Here is a 15,415-nt window from a genome sequence, read left to right as displayed (position 1 = left end):
TCAGCTCCGTACGGGATGGGGACAAGCCGACAGGAAAGGCAGGCGCCCTTCCCGGCGCCCGGGACCGCTAGCTCTTGTCCCTTTCGTTGGAACCGCTGTCGGCGAGGATGTCGTCCACGTCCGTGAAGAAGTCCATGAACTTGTCCCCGTCAACCTTTTCCAGGTTGTCGCCCTGGGCCTTGAACAGTTTCTCCACCGTCTCCTCCAGGGCCTGCTCGATCTCCGTGAAGAGCTCGCGGTGCAGTTCCAGGGTCTCGACAACCGACTCCCCCGAGGTCGCCACCTTCTTGTTCAGCGGCGCCCCGGGCCCGTTCTCAGCGCCCATGAGACCGATGGCCAGCGGAGTGACCAGCCCGAACCAGTCGGGATTGTCGTACTGGTCCTTGCCGATGATCTGCGCCAGCGAGGGGGCGAAAGTGTCGGGCTTGGTCATCTTCACGATCTCTGCGAGGAACGGTTTGACCTCGTTCTCGACGAACTGCCGGATTCCTTCTTTGTCGAGCTTCATCTCTTGCGGCTTGTCCGCCACAACACGTCCTCTCTTTCCCCTCGGGCGGCCCACCGCGGTTCCGGCCGCGGCTGCGCGGCGCCGGCGGCCGGAACAATGCCGGCGGCGGTCCGGTCAGCGGCCGATCCGCACCGACGACCACATCTGACTCAGTGAGTTCTCGCTGTACCGGTAGCTTTCCGACACGTCGGTGAGCAGCGCCGAGCTCTTGGTGAGCATCTGCTCCATGACCTGAACGGCGTGGTTCCACGCTTTCTGCTTGACGTCGTACTGCTCGCGGTCGTCACCGATCCACATGTTCTTGAGCTCGCTGAGCTCCATGTCCAGGTTGGACAGGGTCGTGGCGATCGCCTTCGTCTGCTGGACCAGGTCGTCGGCCGTGTTGTTCGCCTGTGAGTAGTCGACGTAGATGTAGCCGTCGCTGAAGTCGCTCATGGGTTTTCCTTCGTCCTGCTGCCGTCGAGAATCCGGATCAGGCGGTGAGCGTGTCGAATACGCTCTCGGACTGGTTGTACTGCTGCTGGATCGCCGTGTTGGCGGATCCCTGCTGGCGGCCCTGCTCGGCCAGCGTCTCGTTGAGCGCCTCGACCATGTCCTCGACGTTCTTGAGGATGACGTCCGCCTGCTCTTCCCACTTGATGACGAGCTCCTGGTAGGCGGCGCCGTCACTGCCCTTGTAGTAGCTGGACAGGCCGTGGCGGGTGGACTCCACGTCCTGGCGGGACTTGAGGATGCCGTTGAAGGCCATCTGAAGAGCCTGGATGCCGTTGCGGGTGGCGTTTTCCTCTGATTGCCGCATTCCGCTGGGAGGCATGGTGCGCCCTACTTTCTCCTGGGGTCGCGGGGCGCGGCGCTCATGGCGCCGGCCCGGCCGCGCGTCGTTGGCTGCGGTCAGAGGCTAGGAGCGCGAATTTGTCGATGCCTTGTCATCGCCTTGTCGCGGCCGGGCTCCCGGGCACCGGAGCACAGCGCAAGGCCGTGGTCACGGCCTTGCCGTACGCCGCTGTGGCCGGGCTCAGGTCCGGTCCGGTCGGCAGCATGGACAACAAAGGGGAGGGCAGTGCCTGGGGGATCACCGACTCGTACCCGAGTGCCTTCGCGGCGTCCGCTCCGGGTACTCGGTACTTCACCCCGGTGTCCGTGACCAGGTAGACGGTGTCGCCCATCAGGCCCCCACCCGCGCCGAGCACCCGGACCAGGGCTCCACCGCCCGGTGGGACGGTCACCCGGTCGGCCGGGGAGCAGGCCGGGGTCAGGTTCTCGGCCGGGGGCTGCGCGACGGGGCCGAGCGAGCCCGGTACGACCAGCGACACGCTCAGCCGCGGCCCTTGCGCGTCAGGCTGAATCCGCACGCACACGGCCGTCCCGTCGTCCGGGCCCACCGGTTCGGGCGGGGACGCGGGCAGTTCCGCGGGGCCCTCCGGCCCGCCGTCGGTGGGGGCCAGACGGCCCTTGAGCACCGCCGTGCCCAGGGCGAGCGCGGTGGCCGGGCGCCCCGCGTACGCCTCCCGGCGGGTGCCCGGGTCACCCAGCGCCAGGGCCGCCGTGGTGGCGGACAGCGGGATCAGGCCGTCGCGCCGCAGCAGGTAGTACCGCGCCTGCGCGCCGGGGGCGGTGACCTGGAAGACCTGCCCGATCCTGGTGGCCCGCCCGCCCAGCGACGGGCCGTTCTCGCCCCGGCCCGGAACCTCGGGCGGAGCCAGGTCGGGCCCGGCGGGCAGGGAGTTGAGGAAGGCGGCGGAGACCGGCACGGGGGCGGTTGATCCGTACCCGAGCGCCTCGGCGGCCCCGCCCTTGCTGTCCAGCCGGAGCCTGATCCCCCGCCAGACCAGGTGCAGCGAGGAGTCGGGACCGGACACCAGCAGGCCGTCCTGCGGCCCCAGCCCCGCGCCGTCGGCCGCGGTGCCCAGCGCGAGGGTGGTGCTGACCCGCGAGCCCGGCTCGTCACGGCTGGAACACACCTGCCAGGGCCCGTCGGCCAGGTCTCCCCGCTTCGGCAGCACATCGGGCGCGCCGGGGATCCCCACCGGCGGACCGTGGGGCGTACCGCCGAGTGAGGAGGTGCCGACGGTGGTGGTCTTCAGTTCGGCACCGCCGAGCAGCCGCGCCGAGGCGTAGTTGCGCACCGGGCGGAGCCGGCCGTCCAGGTACAGGAAACGGGAGCCGGTGTCCCGGTCGACGATCAGACTCCCGGAGGACTGCCACGAGTCCTTCTTGCCCGGCGACATCAGACCGATGACGAATGCGCCGGCCGAGACGATCAGCGCGATGACCACGCCGATGGCGACACCCCGGTTGGTACGGCCCTGCGGGCTCTCCGGTGCGTCCGGATCGGCGCGCAGCATGCTGGAGGTGAGCCGTCCCATGAGGAACATGTGGGCCTGCACCTGGTCGCGTTTGGACTGCATGGTCCTGCCTTCCTGCCTGCTCAGCCCTTGATGGAGTGCAGCTCGCCGTAGACGCCCAGCACCCACAGCGCCAGCGGCAGCAGGGCGACGGCGACCGCGGTGTGCAGCAGTTCGGCGGCCCGGCCCCAGTACGGCACCAGACGTCGTCCCGGTACAGTCCAGGCGGTGATGGCGATTCCCGCCGCGGTCGCCAGCAGCGCCGCCACCAGCAGCAGGCGGGAGTCCGGGCCGAACTCCCCGACACCGAGCCAGACCAGCAGGACGGCGCCCCACCCGCCGGGGACGACCAGCCACAACCGCTGCAAGGTGTTACCCAGGCCGCGCGCGTGCAGCAAGAGCAGGACCGACAGCGTGGCGATGGTGACGACCTGGGGCAGGTCGGCCCGGTACGCGAGCCCCGTCTGGCAGACGGCCGCGATCGCCCCCGCCGCCCCGTACAGGCCGGTCATCCAGCCGTCGGCGAGAACGGCGCGCTCGGCGACCGAACGGGGGGACTGCGGCTCGATGCCCTCCTGGAGCTGCTGGGCGTTGGTGGGCAGCGGCGGCATCCGCAAACCCGACAGCCGGAACGAGAGCGAAGGAACGAAAGCACTGAACACGACCGCCACCAGGGCGACCAGGCCGGCGGTGTGCTGCGGCGGCAGATCGCCGACGAGGATCAGCGCCCCGGCCAGCGCGCCGACCGCCCCCACCGCGGCCACCGCGAGGAACAGAGAGGCGAACGCCGCGACCGCCGCGACCGCGAGCACCGCGCCTCCGGTGGCCGCCGCGCTCGCCGCCAGCAGCCGGGAGCCGAGGAGCGCGTGCTCGGGTCCGCCACCCGTCTCCCCGCCGGGCAGCAGCCATCCGGCGAGCCCCACATAGGGGCTGACCATGAAGCCCAGGGCGGCGCCCGCCCCGGCGTCGCCGACCGCGCGGCTGGCCGACCCGGCGCCCGCGAGGAGCAGCACACCGACGACCGCTGCGGCCAGCGCGCGCAGCGGCGCTGACGGGCCGGGCACCGCGAGCGTCACCAGCCCCGCGGTGAGCGCCACGACCGACAGGCCCAGCAGCACCCGCCTGCTGATCTGCGGATTCCAGCCGTAGGGACGGTCCTGCATGGTGGTCGAGATGCCGTCCACCAGATCGTCGAGGCGTACTTCGGGCAGGCTTTCCGCGCGGGGCCGAAGGAACAGGGTGGCGCCGTCGCGCAGCCCCTCGGCTTCCAGCGTGCCTTCCTCGTTCAGCGGTTCGCCGCCGAGCCGCTGCAGTACCCAGCCTCCGTGTTCGAGACCGGATTCCGCCAGGCCCTCCCCGCCGTAGGCCAGCAGGGCGGGCAGCAGGTCGGCCACCGGGATGTCGGCGGGTACCGCCAGGTCGATGGACGTGTCGGGCGTGCGTACCGTGAGGCGGCACAGCCCTGCCAGGGTGCTGTCTGTCATCGGAAATGTCTCACGCTTCTCCGGGACGCCGGTGCGTCACCGGTGTTCGGGCACGACGGCGGATGCCGTCCGTGGGATGCCGGCCCTCTCGTGGGGCGGGCTCGACCGCGGAGCGCAGGAGGCGGTGGGACGCGGGAAGCGGTGGGAACGCAGCAGGCGGATCGGTCGCGCGGCCCCTGGGTACCCATGACGGGTCCGCAGGACCAGGGTGGCGAACCGTTGACAGGGATCGTAAGGTCAAAGCCTGGCTTCTGGCGACCCGTTGCCCGGGCGATCCGCTCCCGCCCCGGTCCCGGCCCTGCCGCCGCCCTCCCACGCCCGCTGCTCCGGGCGGTCGCTGTACGCCGCGGTATCGCCGTTCTGACCCGCCGCGCGCCTGTCCCCGGACCCGGACAACGCCGTGCCTGTCCCCTACCCCGGACAACCCCGTGACCGGCCGCGCGCCGGAGTCCCCGAACCCGTGAACACCCCGCCCGCCGCCGGGCGGCCGTCCGCCGCGTCATCGTTGAGGAGAGCGTTCGTTGAGTGTCGTGATGTTCCGCAGGCCCGCCCGGCGCCGTGGACCCGAGCTGCCCGAGGGGGAACTCAGTCTCCAGGAGCCGCCCACGCTGTCCGAGACGGTGCCGGACAGCTCCGCCGTCTGGAACTACCTGCCCATGGCCATGATGTCGGTGTCCATGATGCTGATGTTCATGCGGCCCGGCAGCGGTGGCAGCAGCGGTTTCATGTATCTGGCCCTGGGGATGATGGCGGTCGCGTCGGGCGCCATGATCCTCGGCCAGTTCGTACGCAAGAACAGCGAGCGCAAGCAGCGGCTCAAGGGCGAACGCCGGGACTACCTGCGGTATCTCACCCAGACCCGGCGCAAGGTCCGCGCCGTCGTGGGGCAGCAGCAGAAGGCACTGGCCTGGCAGCATCCGGAACCGGCCGCCCTGTGGTCCCTGGTGGGCACCACCCGGCTGTGGGAACGCCGCGCCTCGGACCCGGACTTCGGCGAGGTACGGCTCGCGGTCGGGGAGCAGAAACTGGGGCTGCGGCTGACCCCGCTGTCGACGCAGCCGGTCGAGGACCTGGAGCCGCTCAGCGCTCACGCGCTGCGCAGCTTCATCCGCGCCTACGCCACCGTTCCCGACCAGCCGATCGCGATTTCCCTGCGGTCCTGGTCACGGGTGCTGTTCCAGGGGGACCAGGAGCGGGTACGTGCCGCCGCCCGCGCGCTGATCGCGCAACTGGCGGTGTTCCACTCACCCGAGGACCTGTGGATCACGCTGTGTGTGGCCGACGACCAGCGGGAGCGCTGGGAGTGGGTGAAGTGGCTGCCGCACTGTCTGCATCCGCAGGACAGTGACGGCGCCGGTCCGGTCCGGATGGTCACGTCGGCCTTCAACGAGCTGGAGGACCTGCTCGGCGCCGAGTTCTGGGAGCGGCTCCCGTTCGACCCGGACGCACCGGTGACCAGGGAAGAGCCGTTCACCGTGATCGTGGTGGACGGCACGATTGTGCCCGGCGGCCACCGCCTGGACGGACCCGGCGTCCGCAACACCGTCGTACTCGACCTCACCGGCGCCCTGACCTGGCGTCCCGGACGGACCACTCTGCGGCTGCGCCTCGACGGGGACGGCATCGAGCTGGTGCGCACCGACCGCGACCGCAAGGAGCAGACCACCCCACTCGGCCGCCCGGACTCCTTCGGCCCGGTGGCCGCCACCGCGCTGGCCAAGCAGATCGCTCCGTTCCGGATGGGCGTGGGCGGCGATGCGTCGGAACCGCTCGCCGCCACCCTGGAGCTGACCTCGCTGCTGGGCATCCCCGACCTCCACCGCCACGACCCGGCCACCCTGTGGCAGCGGCGCGGCGGCACCGAGCGGCTGCGGGTGCCGATCGCGGTGAGCGCCGACGGCGCCCCCGTGGAGCTGGACATCAAGGAGTCCGCGCAAGGCGGCTCCGGGCCGCACGGGATGCTCATCGGTGCCACCGGTTCCGGCAAGAGCGAACTGCTGCGCACCCTGGTGCTGGCGCTGGCGCTCACCAACTCCTCCGAGACGCTCAACTTCGTGCTGGTGGACTTCAAGGGCGGCGCCACCTTCCTCGGCCTCGACGAACTGCCGCACACCTCGGCGGTCATCACCAATCTCGCCGACGAGGTGGCGCTGGTCTCGCGGATGCAGGACGCGCTGCACGGCGAGCTGATCCGCCGCCAGGAGCTGCTGCGCGCCGCGGGCAACTACACCTCGGCGCTGGAGTACGAGAAAGCGCGCGCCGCCGGCGCCCCCCTCGCGGCGCTGCCGAGCTTGTTCGTGGTGGTCGACGAGTTCAGCGAACTGCTCGCGGCGCACCGGGAGTTCATGGAGCTGTTCGTGATGATCGGGCGGCTCGGGCGGTCGCTGGGCGTGCATCTGCTGCTCGCCTCGCAGCGCCTGGACGAGGGCCGGATGCACCAGCTGGAGAGCCACCTGTCGTACCGCATCGGCCTGCGGACGTTCTCCGCGATGGAGAGCCGCGGCGTGCTCGGCGTGCCGGACGCCTACGAGCTGCCGCCGCAGCCGGGCAGCGGGTTCCTCAAGACCGGCGTGGAGGCCCTGACCCGGTTCCGCGCCGCCTACTCCTCGGGCACCTACCGGGAGCGGAGCGGGTCGGTGAACCAGGAGCGGGCCGCCAGCCAGGTGATGCCGTGGACGGCAAGCTGGGTGGTGCCCCGCCGGCTGCCCGAGACGCCCGAGCCGACCGAGCCGACCGAGCAGGCCGAGGGGGCCCAGCAGGACGACGGCGGCCCGACGCTGCTGTCGGTGGCCGTGGAGCGGCTGCGCGGCTCCGGGCCGCCGGCCCACCAGGTGTGGCTGCCGCCGCTGGACCTGCCTCCCGCGCTGGACCGGATCCTGGAGCCGCTGGCCGCGGACCCGGTGCTCGGGCTCACCACCACACAGTGGGCCGGGCGCGGCAGACTGACCGTGCCCGCGGGCATCATCGACCGGCCCTTCGAGCAGATCCGCGACGTGCTGACGGTGGACCTGTCCGGCGCCGGCGGGCATGTGGCCATCGCGGGCGGCCCGCAGAGCGGCAAGAGCACACTGGTCCGTACCCTGATCGCCTCGCTGGCCCTGACGCACACGCCGCGCGAAGTGCAGTTCTACTGCCTGGACTTCGGCGGCGGCACCCTGGCGGGCCTGTCCGGGCTGCCGCACGTGGGCGCGGTGGCGGCCCGCCTCGACACCGAGCGGGTGGGCCGGGTCATCTCCGAGGTCAACGCGCTGCTGGCGCAGCGTGAACGGTTCTTCCTGGAACACGGCATCGACGCGATGCCCACCTACCGGCGCCGCCGGGCCGCCGGGGAGTTCCCCGACGAACCGTACGGCGACGTCTTCCTCGTCGTCGACGGCTGGTCGACGGTCCGGCAGGACTACGACCGGCACGTCAGCACCTTCAACGCGCTGGCCGCCCGCGGCCTGAACTACGGCATCCACCTCATCGTCACCACGGCCCGCTGGGTGGAGCTGTCGGCGGCGGTGCGCGACCAGTCCGGCACCCACCTGGAGCTGCGCATGGGTGACGCCATGGACTCCCAGGTGGACATCCGCCGCGCGGCCACCGTGCCGCGTATCCCCGGGCGCGGCCTGACCTCGGACAAGCTGCACTACATGACGGCGCTGCCCCGTATCGACGGTGCGGGCGGTGCCGACGACCTGGCCGACGGTATCGCCGCCCTGGTCGCCGCGGTCCGGGAGAGCTGGCCGGGGCCTCCGGCGCCGCCGGTCCGGATGCTGCCCACCACCCTCGCCGCGGCCGAACTGCCCGATCCCGAGGGCGACTTCCGGGTGCCGATCGGCGTCGAGGAGGAGCGCCTGGCCACGGTGTGGCACGACTTCGCCGAGCACCCCCACCTGATCGTGGTCGGGGACACCGAAAGCGGCAAGACCAATCTGCTGCGCCTGGTGGCCCGCGCCGTCACCGCGCGGTACACGCCCGCGGAGGCCCGGGTGATGGTCGTCGACTACCGCCGCACGCTGGTGGAGGCGGTGCCCGAGGAGTACCGGCTCGGGCACGCGATCTCCGTCGATGCACTCAGGGACCTGATCGACGGCGCCGGGCGGGCGGTCAGGACCCGGATTCCGGGACCGGACGTGGCCCCCTCGCGGATGAGGCAGGCCGACTGGTGGACCGGCCCCCGGCTGTTCATCCTGGTCGACGACTACGACCTGGTCGGCAGCAACCCGGTGAACCAGCCGTTCGGGCCGCTGCTCGACCATCTCGCCCTGGGCTGGGAACTCGGCGTGCACCTGATCGTCGCCCGCTCGGCCGCGGGCGCCGGGCGCGGGCTGAACGACTCGCTGCTGCGGCGGATGCAGGAGGTCAACACCCCGGCGCTGCTGCTGTCCTGCCCGCCGGCCGAGGGCTATCTCTTCGGCAACATCAAAGGCCGCAGCCTGGTCCCCGGCCGGGCGACGCACATCGCCCGCCGCAAGAACCGCCAGATCCAGACGGCGTTGCTGGACGAAGTCTGAGGAGGACGGCACCACGGCCGGGTGGGGACCCCGTCCGTGGGGCTCGGCCCCGGCACCCGGCGGAGTGCAGGCCGAGCCGGAGGCGGCCACCCGCGCACGGCGTGGTCGCCGCCGCGGAAGACGGCCCCTGCCAAGCTTGACTCCGTCGGGGGTCTTGTAGCTGCCGGTGTGAGCCGCTGACCTTTATGGGGACGGCACGGTGTTGTCACTCGCTTCCATGACTACTTCTTTCGCTGGATTCGCCTGGCCGGGGAACGGCTCGTCCCAGGAGAACTTCGGCACGCTGCCGAAGGGGCTCGGCCAATTCGAGGTTGTCCCCGCGGATCGTGCTGTGAAGGAGCTGGGTGATGACGGCGAGTTCGGCGTGCCAGCCTGCGGGAGTATCGAGGACATCCAGCTCACGGCGGATCTGGGCGGCGATCGATGGGAACTTCAGGCTGTAGCTGTGGAGCACGGCGGCGTCGTAGCCCGTGGGGGCCTGTCCCCAGCCTTCCCAGTCGAAGACTCGGAGTTCGGGTGCGCTGAGGTTCGCCCAGTGGAAGTCGCCGTGCGCCGTGGACCATGAGGGCGCTGCGGTGTCGATCGGTGTACCGAGATATTCAGGCATGGCGCGTTCGAGGAACGGCTGGTGCACGGACATGCGGCTGGTGGGGACTTGGGCGACGTCGTCAAGCGCGGCGCGGACCGATGCCCACCAGTCAGAGGACAGGTCCGGTGCGGTGATCAGAGCAGGGGAAGTCGAGATGGGCAGAGCCGCTTCTCGGTCGTACAGTTCCGCGCGATACTCCCACTGCTCATCGCTCCAGTCATGGACGAGGCGCAGCCGCGGGCGCGGGATCGAACGTGGGAGGGCGTGCTCGGCGGCGATCGAACCGTCCCAGAAGGTGGCGTTGACCTGGCCGGTTGGGGCGCTGCCGATCCGGAGCCATGCCGGACCGCCCCGGGCGGTGACAGGCTGACTCAGGGTTCTACCGCGCCAACCCCACACTTCGATGGATCCTGGTTCTGGGTGGCTTTCCAGGGCGGTGCAAGCCCGGCTGTGGGCGTTGCGCATACGCGCGATCACCTGGGGGTCGTCGGGTTCGGTGGACATCAACTCCTCCCGGCTGAGGAGGTAGTACCGGGCACGGTGTCCGGCGGGTTCATCAGGGTCTCGCGTGCCGCCCGCGCGAGGATGGCCTGTGTCTGCCCGTCGAGACCCAATCGGTTCCAGGCGAAGATCACGTGGTGCGCCAGGATGTCCCGCACGCCGCGGACGAGGATGCCGTCTCGTGCCGCGTCGCCGAGGCGCCGGCCTGCGTCTTCGAAGGCGGCGGCCCAGGGCGCGATGAAGGCCAGGGGGTTGTCTCCGTTGAACAGGGCGCTGGTGGGGCTGGTGTCGAGGTTCATGAGGAGTTGCAGCGCCACGCTCATCGTGGACACTCGGTCGGCGGGCGTACCGGGCGGCAGAGGCCGCAGCTTTTCCACTCGGTGCCAGATGTCCCCCTGCTCGTGCGGTTCCTGGCCGGCACCGAACAACAGAGTGCTGCACAGCAGGATGGAGAGCTCACGACAGCCCAAGGTGTGCTCGTCCTGCGTGGTGAGGGTGTGGCGGCATACGTAGTCGAGGACGCCACGGCTGTCGGCGTGGAACAGGTCGTGGGCGATGTCCATGCCCTTGGGGCCGCCGAACGCCAGGGCTTCGGGCTCGTAGACGGTCTCCCACCACCGGTCGATCGCGCCACCGGCTCGAAGGGTGTCCAGGGTGGTGGTCATGGCGTGTGCGACGTCCGTACGGGTGGCCGCGGAGCCGGGGCGGCAGCGCAGTCGCCAGCAGGGATGCTTGCGTATGAACCACCACCCGGCGAGTGCTCCGGTGTTCTCGGTCTGCTGGAGTTGAGGAACGAGCGAGTCGGTGGCGGTGCGTTCGGCGGAGTTCCAGTCGGTGAACTGGACTGAGACGGAGTACCAGCCACGAGCAGCCTCAGCTTGGTCTTCGAGGGCGGCGCGCCCAGCAGCTTGATAGACCTCGATGGCGTCGGCGAGTTCGCCTGCCTTGATGCCCGCGCGGGCAGCAGCTTCTTCGAGGGCGATGCCGGAGAGAGTCTCCAATACGCTGTTGGCTACCTGTTGCGGTGTCGCAGGTGCGTCCACCAGGCTCCTTCCCGGAACTTCAATTGATCAGCAGGCATGCGTCCCACCCCGAGATCGGCGGCGTGGGGTGCGCGGCGGTGTGCAGGGCGAGAGCGAGGCCCGCTTCCCCTTCCAGCAGCCCGCCGCCTTCCCGCCGCCCCGCGCGGCTGTGCTGGAGAAGGAGGTCGGCCAAGGGCGGCAGGAGCAGGCCGATTTCCGGTGTGAGCGCGTCTTGGGCGGCCCTCCAGGTGGTCTGGTACAGACCGGCCCAGCCGTGGCACAGGCTGGTGTCGGTGATCTGACGGAGTTGGGCACGGTCGGACACGCAGTAGGCAAGGGCGCGTTCGGCCATCTGCTGGCGCGCCTTATCCGCGAGCGCAATGCCGACGAGTTGCTGGGCGCGGGCGATGCCAGGGGTGCCGTAGCACCAGCTTGGTCGCGAGGCGCTCGATTGACCCGGTCGGCCGGTGCCAAGCTGGTCCCGGGTGATCCACTGCGGCCACCACGGTCCTGCGTCGGACTCCTGTCTCCAGGTGTCCAGCCAGGTGCAGATGGTGTGGACGGCTTCGCTCTGCCCGTCCACGGCGACCCCCCGGCGCAGGGCCTGAGCAAGGAGTGCGAGCGGGCCGGTGATGCCGTGCGCGATACCGAAGTTGGAGTGTCCGCCGGGGAATTCGGTGGATTGCTTGACGTGCGGATCGTGGTGGACCCACCAGCCTGGGACGCGTTCTCTGTCGACTCGCAGCGGCTCGGTGAGACGCACGAGGTAGGAGAGGGTCCGCTCCAGCGCATGGTCCCCTGGGGCGTGCTGGAGGAGGTGGGCGCCGATCCCGCTCAGGCCGTGGAGGAGGTCGTACTCGGCGAATGCCGGCGGTTCACCGCGGTCGATCCGGGCATGCGCCAGGCCAATACGGCGGTGGGCGAGTGCGGTGACGTACGTGTCCAACCGATCCCGGGCCGACGCGTACCGCTCCGCTCCATCGGCTTCGGCGGCGTGGAGGACAAAGGCCAGAGCGGGCACGCCGAACAGGAGGCAGGCGTCGTCTGCACCGCTGATCCCGTCCAAGGCCGCGGCCTGCACCCAACTGCGCGCCGTCCGCCAGTCGGCCTTGCCGGTGTGAGCGCGCTCGATGTGCAGCAGCGCGATGCCGGCCGGTCCCTTGGACAGGGACTGGGCAGGCACGTGGTGATCGTGAACGAGCGATTCGGGGACGCTGAGCTGCCGGGCGATCTCCTCCACAGCGGTGGCCGCTGTATGGGGTGGCGCGCTCACCGCGCTTCCCTTTGCGCCAAGGCGGTCTGGCGCAGCGCTGCGGCCCGGGCCAGGCGGTGGGTGACGCGTTCGCGGTCCGGGTCGACGCCCATGGTGCGGACGTGGTGCATGTGGAGCAGGGACCGCAGCACGCTGTCGGGGTCGCGTTGCCGGGCGAGCTGGGCGCGGTAGACCGCGAGTGCGGTCCTGCGGCGGTCCCAGGCCCGTGTTACAGCCTCGCCTCCGGGCATGGTGAGCAGCATCTCTCCCTGGTGCCGGGGGTCGGCCAGGCGCAGCGTGGTATCCCGCAGCTTCTGACCCAACGGCCCTCGCTCGTAGGGGAGATGACTGATCAGCCACTGATGACCCTCGGCAGGTGTTGCGGCGTAGGAGGTAGCCAGATCGACCAGGCCGGCGGCCGTCACTGCCTCAGGCGGCAGTCCGCAATGAGCGGCGAACGTGAACTCGGCAATGGCCGCGATGGAGTCCGCTCCGAACACCGTCTCGGCTGCGGCCATCGCCTCTGTGTGGCCGTAGCGTCCGGCTTCGGGATGGTAGGTGCCGAGTTGGATCTCCCGTAGGAGCCCGCGGTCACGCAGACCAGCGGCCCAGTGTCCGACCCTGGTAGCGGCTTCTCCGTGGTGGGCGGATGTCGGTAGGCGCAGGTACAGGGCGAGGTACTGCTCGGTGTCGGGGCGGCTGGTGTCGCGGTGCCGTCGAAACCACCACAACGGAAGGTCGGCCCAGTTGTCGAAGAGGTCTGGCAGGTGTTCGGTCAGAATCTCGTCCTGGCGGTCCGGGTGCCCGTAGATCTGCGCATACAGCCAAGGGGAGCGACCGGGCAGATGCCCGGCGGCCCGTTCGACAGTCCGCAAAGGCATCGTGGCATGGGCCTGCTGTTCTGCGAGCCGGGGCCGGGCAAGACGCATCTGGACAAGGAGTTCATGCGCGCGTCCGAACCAGGCGAGGCTGTCCGGGGCGGGAGCCTCCTGCAATTCGACTTGGTGGGCGCGGTCGAGACGGGCGCGCAGCAGTGCCCGGTGGAAGGGCCGGTCAAGGTCGAGGGGCAAGCGGAGATCGGTTTCGCACAGTACGACGGCTGTCGGTGCGCGCAATTGACTGCGCCATGTCTCAAACGCGGCATTCCATTCGGCCGACGGCGCAGTATGCCACGGGAGGTCAGAAGCGCTCAGGAGCCAGCGCGCCGGGGAGAGCACGGTTCGGCCGTACCGAAGGCGCGGTAAGTAGGGCAATCGCACGGCGGCCCCCCAGTCGAACGCCTTGTAGACGGCACAGCGTCCGGTGGTGACCTCGGCGAGGAAACGAGCGAGCGGCGGAGTGAGGGCCCCTGCCTCCAGCGCGTGCAGGACGCGCGGTTCGACGCGCCTGCCGGTCGAGAGTTGCACCAGGTAGAGCTGGCGTGCGTCGGCGGTGACCGCGATGTCATGGAGGTCGATGAGACCACGGTTGGCATCGTGGTGCTCGGACAGGGAGATCGTCTGCGGAAGCAGAGAAGGCGTACGTGCGACGTTCTCGCTCCGCCGACGGCGCGGGGGGAACGACAACTGCACGGCGACGGCATCGGGGGCGTCCGTGCTCAGGCAGGCGTAGGCGTCCGACAACGCCTTGCGGTCCGCCTCGGTCAGCAGGTCGGCGAACCGTCCGGCCATGCTGCTGCCGGGACGCGGGGCTGCGGTGACGACGAGCTGGAACGCGCCGTCCTGTATGGCGCTCGCGGAGGGGGCATGGATCTGAAATGCCAGTTCGACGCGCGGCTGCGGGAGCACCTCGGCGGGGTCGCCGACCGTCAGCGTGCGGATCACTGGCTCCGTCAGGACGATCTCCTCACCGCCGTTGATCACGTTCCGCTGGACGAGGGCAAGCAGTGTCTCGTCGCGTTCGGTCAACGTGCGCGCAATGTTCGCCACCGGCGAGCCCAGGTAGCCGGCGGGAAACCCGAGCCCGACGTCGGCGACCAGCTCGCGGACGGGGACGACGGCCCCCACGCCGTAACGCTGGCGGAACCGGACGTGGAAGTCTTTCCACCGGGGGTAACCGAACGGGTAGGGCGTCAGGCGCAGCAAGGCAGAGGCGGCAGCCTCCGCCTCCCGGATGACCGCCTTGGGAAAGGCTATCTCGCAGTCCAGAGCTGTGTCGACCATCAGCGGCTGGGGGGCGATATCGCTCATCGCCTTCATACGGTTGGCCACCGTCGCCCTAATCACCTGCGCCGAGGCAGGCGGGACGGTGTGGTTGTGACGTGACAAATCATCGTGAATGGCTCGCAGTTCCTGCACCAGGTCCGCGAGGTCGGGTAATTCTTCGGCATGGGCTGCGGCAAGCTGAGCACGAATGTGTCCCAGGGCATCGGGAACGGTCATCGGCGCTCGCAAGCTGGTGATCAGGAAATACTGAGAGACGAGTTCGGCCAGCAGGGAACTGACCCGATCCGGTGGTGCGGTCGGGTAGTCAGCAGCCAGCAGCTTGACGAGTTCGCCAAAGCGAATGGGCTCGCGCGCCGCCTCCATCGCAGTGCGTACCGGCTGGGTATGGCGTACGGATATCTCCATCGGGGCGAGCACGCCAGGGCGGTCACCGGGCGGCTGACCAGCGACAACAAGCCTGCTGCCACGTACGAAGGCGGCTCCGTTTGCAACCACCGGCAGGCGTTCCAGCAATCCGGGATGTTGCTCCAGGATCTTGACGACGGCAGCCGACCACTGCGCGTCCGCTCTGGCTACCGCACGGTGGCGTTCCCCCCATCGCACGGCAACCTCGCCACGGACTTGGGCCGTCGTGACGCCCGCGAACAAACCAAACGGCGTGGCTCTCCCGTGCCAGCGCAGCAGGTAGGAGGCAAGCGAGTGGACGAGTCGGCGTACGCGGCGCTCGTCCGGGGAGGAATCGATCTTCAACGCCTCGTGGATCTGTTGGGTCAGGACTGGGCTGGCAGTCTCCACGGCACGCCGGACCTCCTCTCGCTGCCACTGCTGCTTCAGCCAGGCCAGCCCCTTGCCCACCACTACTGCCGGAGCGCCGGTCAGGTCCGGCTCCTCGGTCAAAGGCATCCCGTCTGGGTATGTAGTGGCGCGTACCAGGGGCACGCCGGCCAGCCGATACAGGAGCCGTTCGTCTCCCGCTGTCATCTGCTCCCTTGTCTCTTCGGCGCCCGAGGAAGGTGGTACCGGTGGCGCCGGGCATCCCGCCCGGCGCCA

General features: G+C 70.2%; 10 protein-coding genes. 1 reads left to right on the top strand and 9 read right to left on the bottom strand.

Annotated features, from left to right (window positions below):
* Positions 1-67: 67 nt before the first annotated feature.
* The 5 genes from VIW71_RS08440 to eccD all read right to left on the bottom strand — a co-directional run bounded on the left by VIW71_RS08440 (position 68) and on the right by eccD (position 4,337).
* Entirely contained in the window at positions 68-508 is a 441-nt protein-coding gene (locus tag VIW71_RS08440; RefSeq protein WP_331621415.1) for a type VII secretion system-associated protein, read from the bottom strand.
* Between the two features lie 114 nt (positions 509-622).
* On the bottom strand, positions 623-943 hold the full coding sequence (locus tag VIW71_RS08435) for a WXG100 family type VII secretion target (protein WP_331621414.1): 321 nt from the start codon (positions 941-943) through the stop codon (positions 623-625).
* A 37-nt stretch (positions 944-980) separates the two neighbouring features.
* Positions 981-1,307 carry a hypothetical protein gene (locus VIW71_RS08430; RefSeq protein WP_414720698.1) on the bottom strand — a complete coding sequence of 109 codons (327 nt, stop codon included), beginning with the start codon at positions 1,305-1,307 and terminating at the stop codon, positions 981-983.
* Between the two features lie 127 nt (positions 1,308-1,434).
* A complete protein-coding gene (eccB, locus tag VIW71_RS08425; RefSeq protein WP_331621412.1) occupies positions 1,435-2,916 on the bottom strand; it encodes a type VII secretion protein EccB in 1,482 nt (493 codons plus the stop codon).
* Between the two features lie 20 nt (positions 2,917-2,936).
* A complete protein-coding gene (gene eccD / locus VIW71_RS08420; RefSeq protein WP_331621411.1) occupies positions 2,937-4,337 on the bottom strand; it encodes a type VII secretion integral membrane protein EccD in 1,401 nt (466 codons plus the stop codon).
* 521 nt (positions 4,338-4,858) lie between these two features.
* Between eccD and eccCa the strand changes: the two genes are divergently transcribed.
* Positions 4,859-8,836: a type VII secretion protein EccCa gene (gene eccCa, locus VIW71_RS08415; protein WP_331621410.1), complete on the top strand. Its 3,978-nt coding sequence runs from the start codon at positions 4,859-4,861 to the stop codon at positions 8,834-8,836.
* Positions 8,837-9,041: 205 nt separating this feature from the next.
* Here the strand turns inward: eccCa and VIW71_RS08410 are convergent, their stop codons facing one another.
* Genes VIW71_RS08410 through VIW71_RS08395 form a run of 4 tightly spaced genes read right to left on the bottom strand, consistent with a single transcriptional unit; the run spans position 9,042 to position 15,268 of the window.
* Positions 9,042-9,929, bottom strand: a complete 888-nt coding sequence (locus tag VIW71_RS08410) for a hypothetical protein (RefSeq protein ID WP_331621409.1) — start codon at positions 9,927-9,929, stop codon at positions 9,042-9,044.
* Complete coding sequence (locus VIW71_RS08405; protein ID WP_331621408.1) at positions 9,929-10,969, bottom strand: thiopeptide-type bacteriocin biosynthesis protein; 1,041 nt, start codon at positions 10,967-10,969, stop codon at positions 9,929-9,931. The genes VIW71_RS08410 and VIW71_RS08405 overlap by 1 nt, the downstream gene beginning before the upstream one ends.
* Positions 10,970-10,988: 19 nt before the next feature.
* Entirely contained in the window at positions 10,989-12,188 is a 1,200-nt protein-coding gene (locus tag VIW71_RS08400) for a lanthionine synthetase C family protein (RefSeq protein ID WP_331621407.1), read from the bottom strand.
* Between the two features lie 29 nt (positions 12,189-12,217).
* Complete coding sequence (locus VIW71_RS08395; protein WP_331621406.1) at positions 12,218-15,268, bottom strand: lantibiotic dehydratase; 3,051 nt, start codon at positions 15,266-15,268, stop codon at positions 12,218-12,220.
* Positions 15,269-15,415: the final 147 nt, after the last annotated feature.

The sequence above is a fragment of the Streptomyces sp. genome, assembly GCF_036524955.1.
Lineage (GTDB): Bacteria > Actinomycetota > Actinomycetes > Streptomycetales > Streptomycetaceae > Actinacidiphila.
Note: the sequence above shows the minus strand (reverse complement) of the source record. Positions and strands in the feature narration are given on the sequence as shown.

Excerpts from the sequence above, each read along its gene's own strand:
- VIW71_RS08410 (WP_331621409.1), bottom strand. The coding sequence starts at position 9,929 with ATGTCCACCGAACCCGACGACCCCCAGGTGATCGCGCGTATGCGCAAC.
- eccB (WP_331621412.1), bottom strand. The coding sequence starts at position 2,916 with ATGCAGTCCAAACGCGACCAGGTGCAGGCCCACATGTTCCTCATGGGA.
- VIW71_RS08430 (WP_414720698.1), bottom strand. The coding sequence starts at position 1,307 with ATGCGGCAATCAGAGGAAAACGCCACCCGCAACGGCATCCAGGCTCTT.
- VIW71_RS08435 (WP_331621414.1), bottom strand. The coding sequence starts at position 943 with ATGAGCGACTTCAGCGACGGCTACATCTACGTCGACTACTCACAGGCG.
- VIW71_RS08440 (WP_331621415.1), bottom strand. The coding sequence starts at position 508 with ATGAAGCTCGACAAAGAAGGAATCCGGCAGTTCGTCGAGAACGAGGTC.
- VIW71_RS08395 (WP_331621406.1), bottom strand. The coding sequence starts at position 15,268 with ATGCCTTTGACCGAGGAGCCGGACCTGACCGGCGCTCCGGCAGTAGTG.
- eccD (WP_331621411.1), bottom strand. The coding sequence starts at position 4,337 with ATGACAGACAGCACCCTGGCAGGGCTGTGCCGCCTCACGGTACGCACG.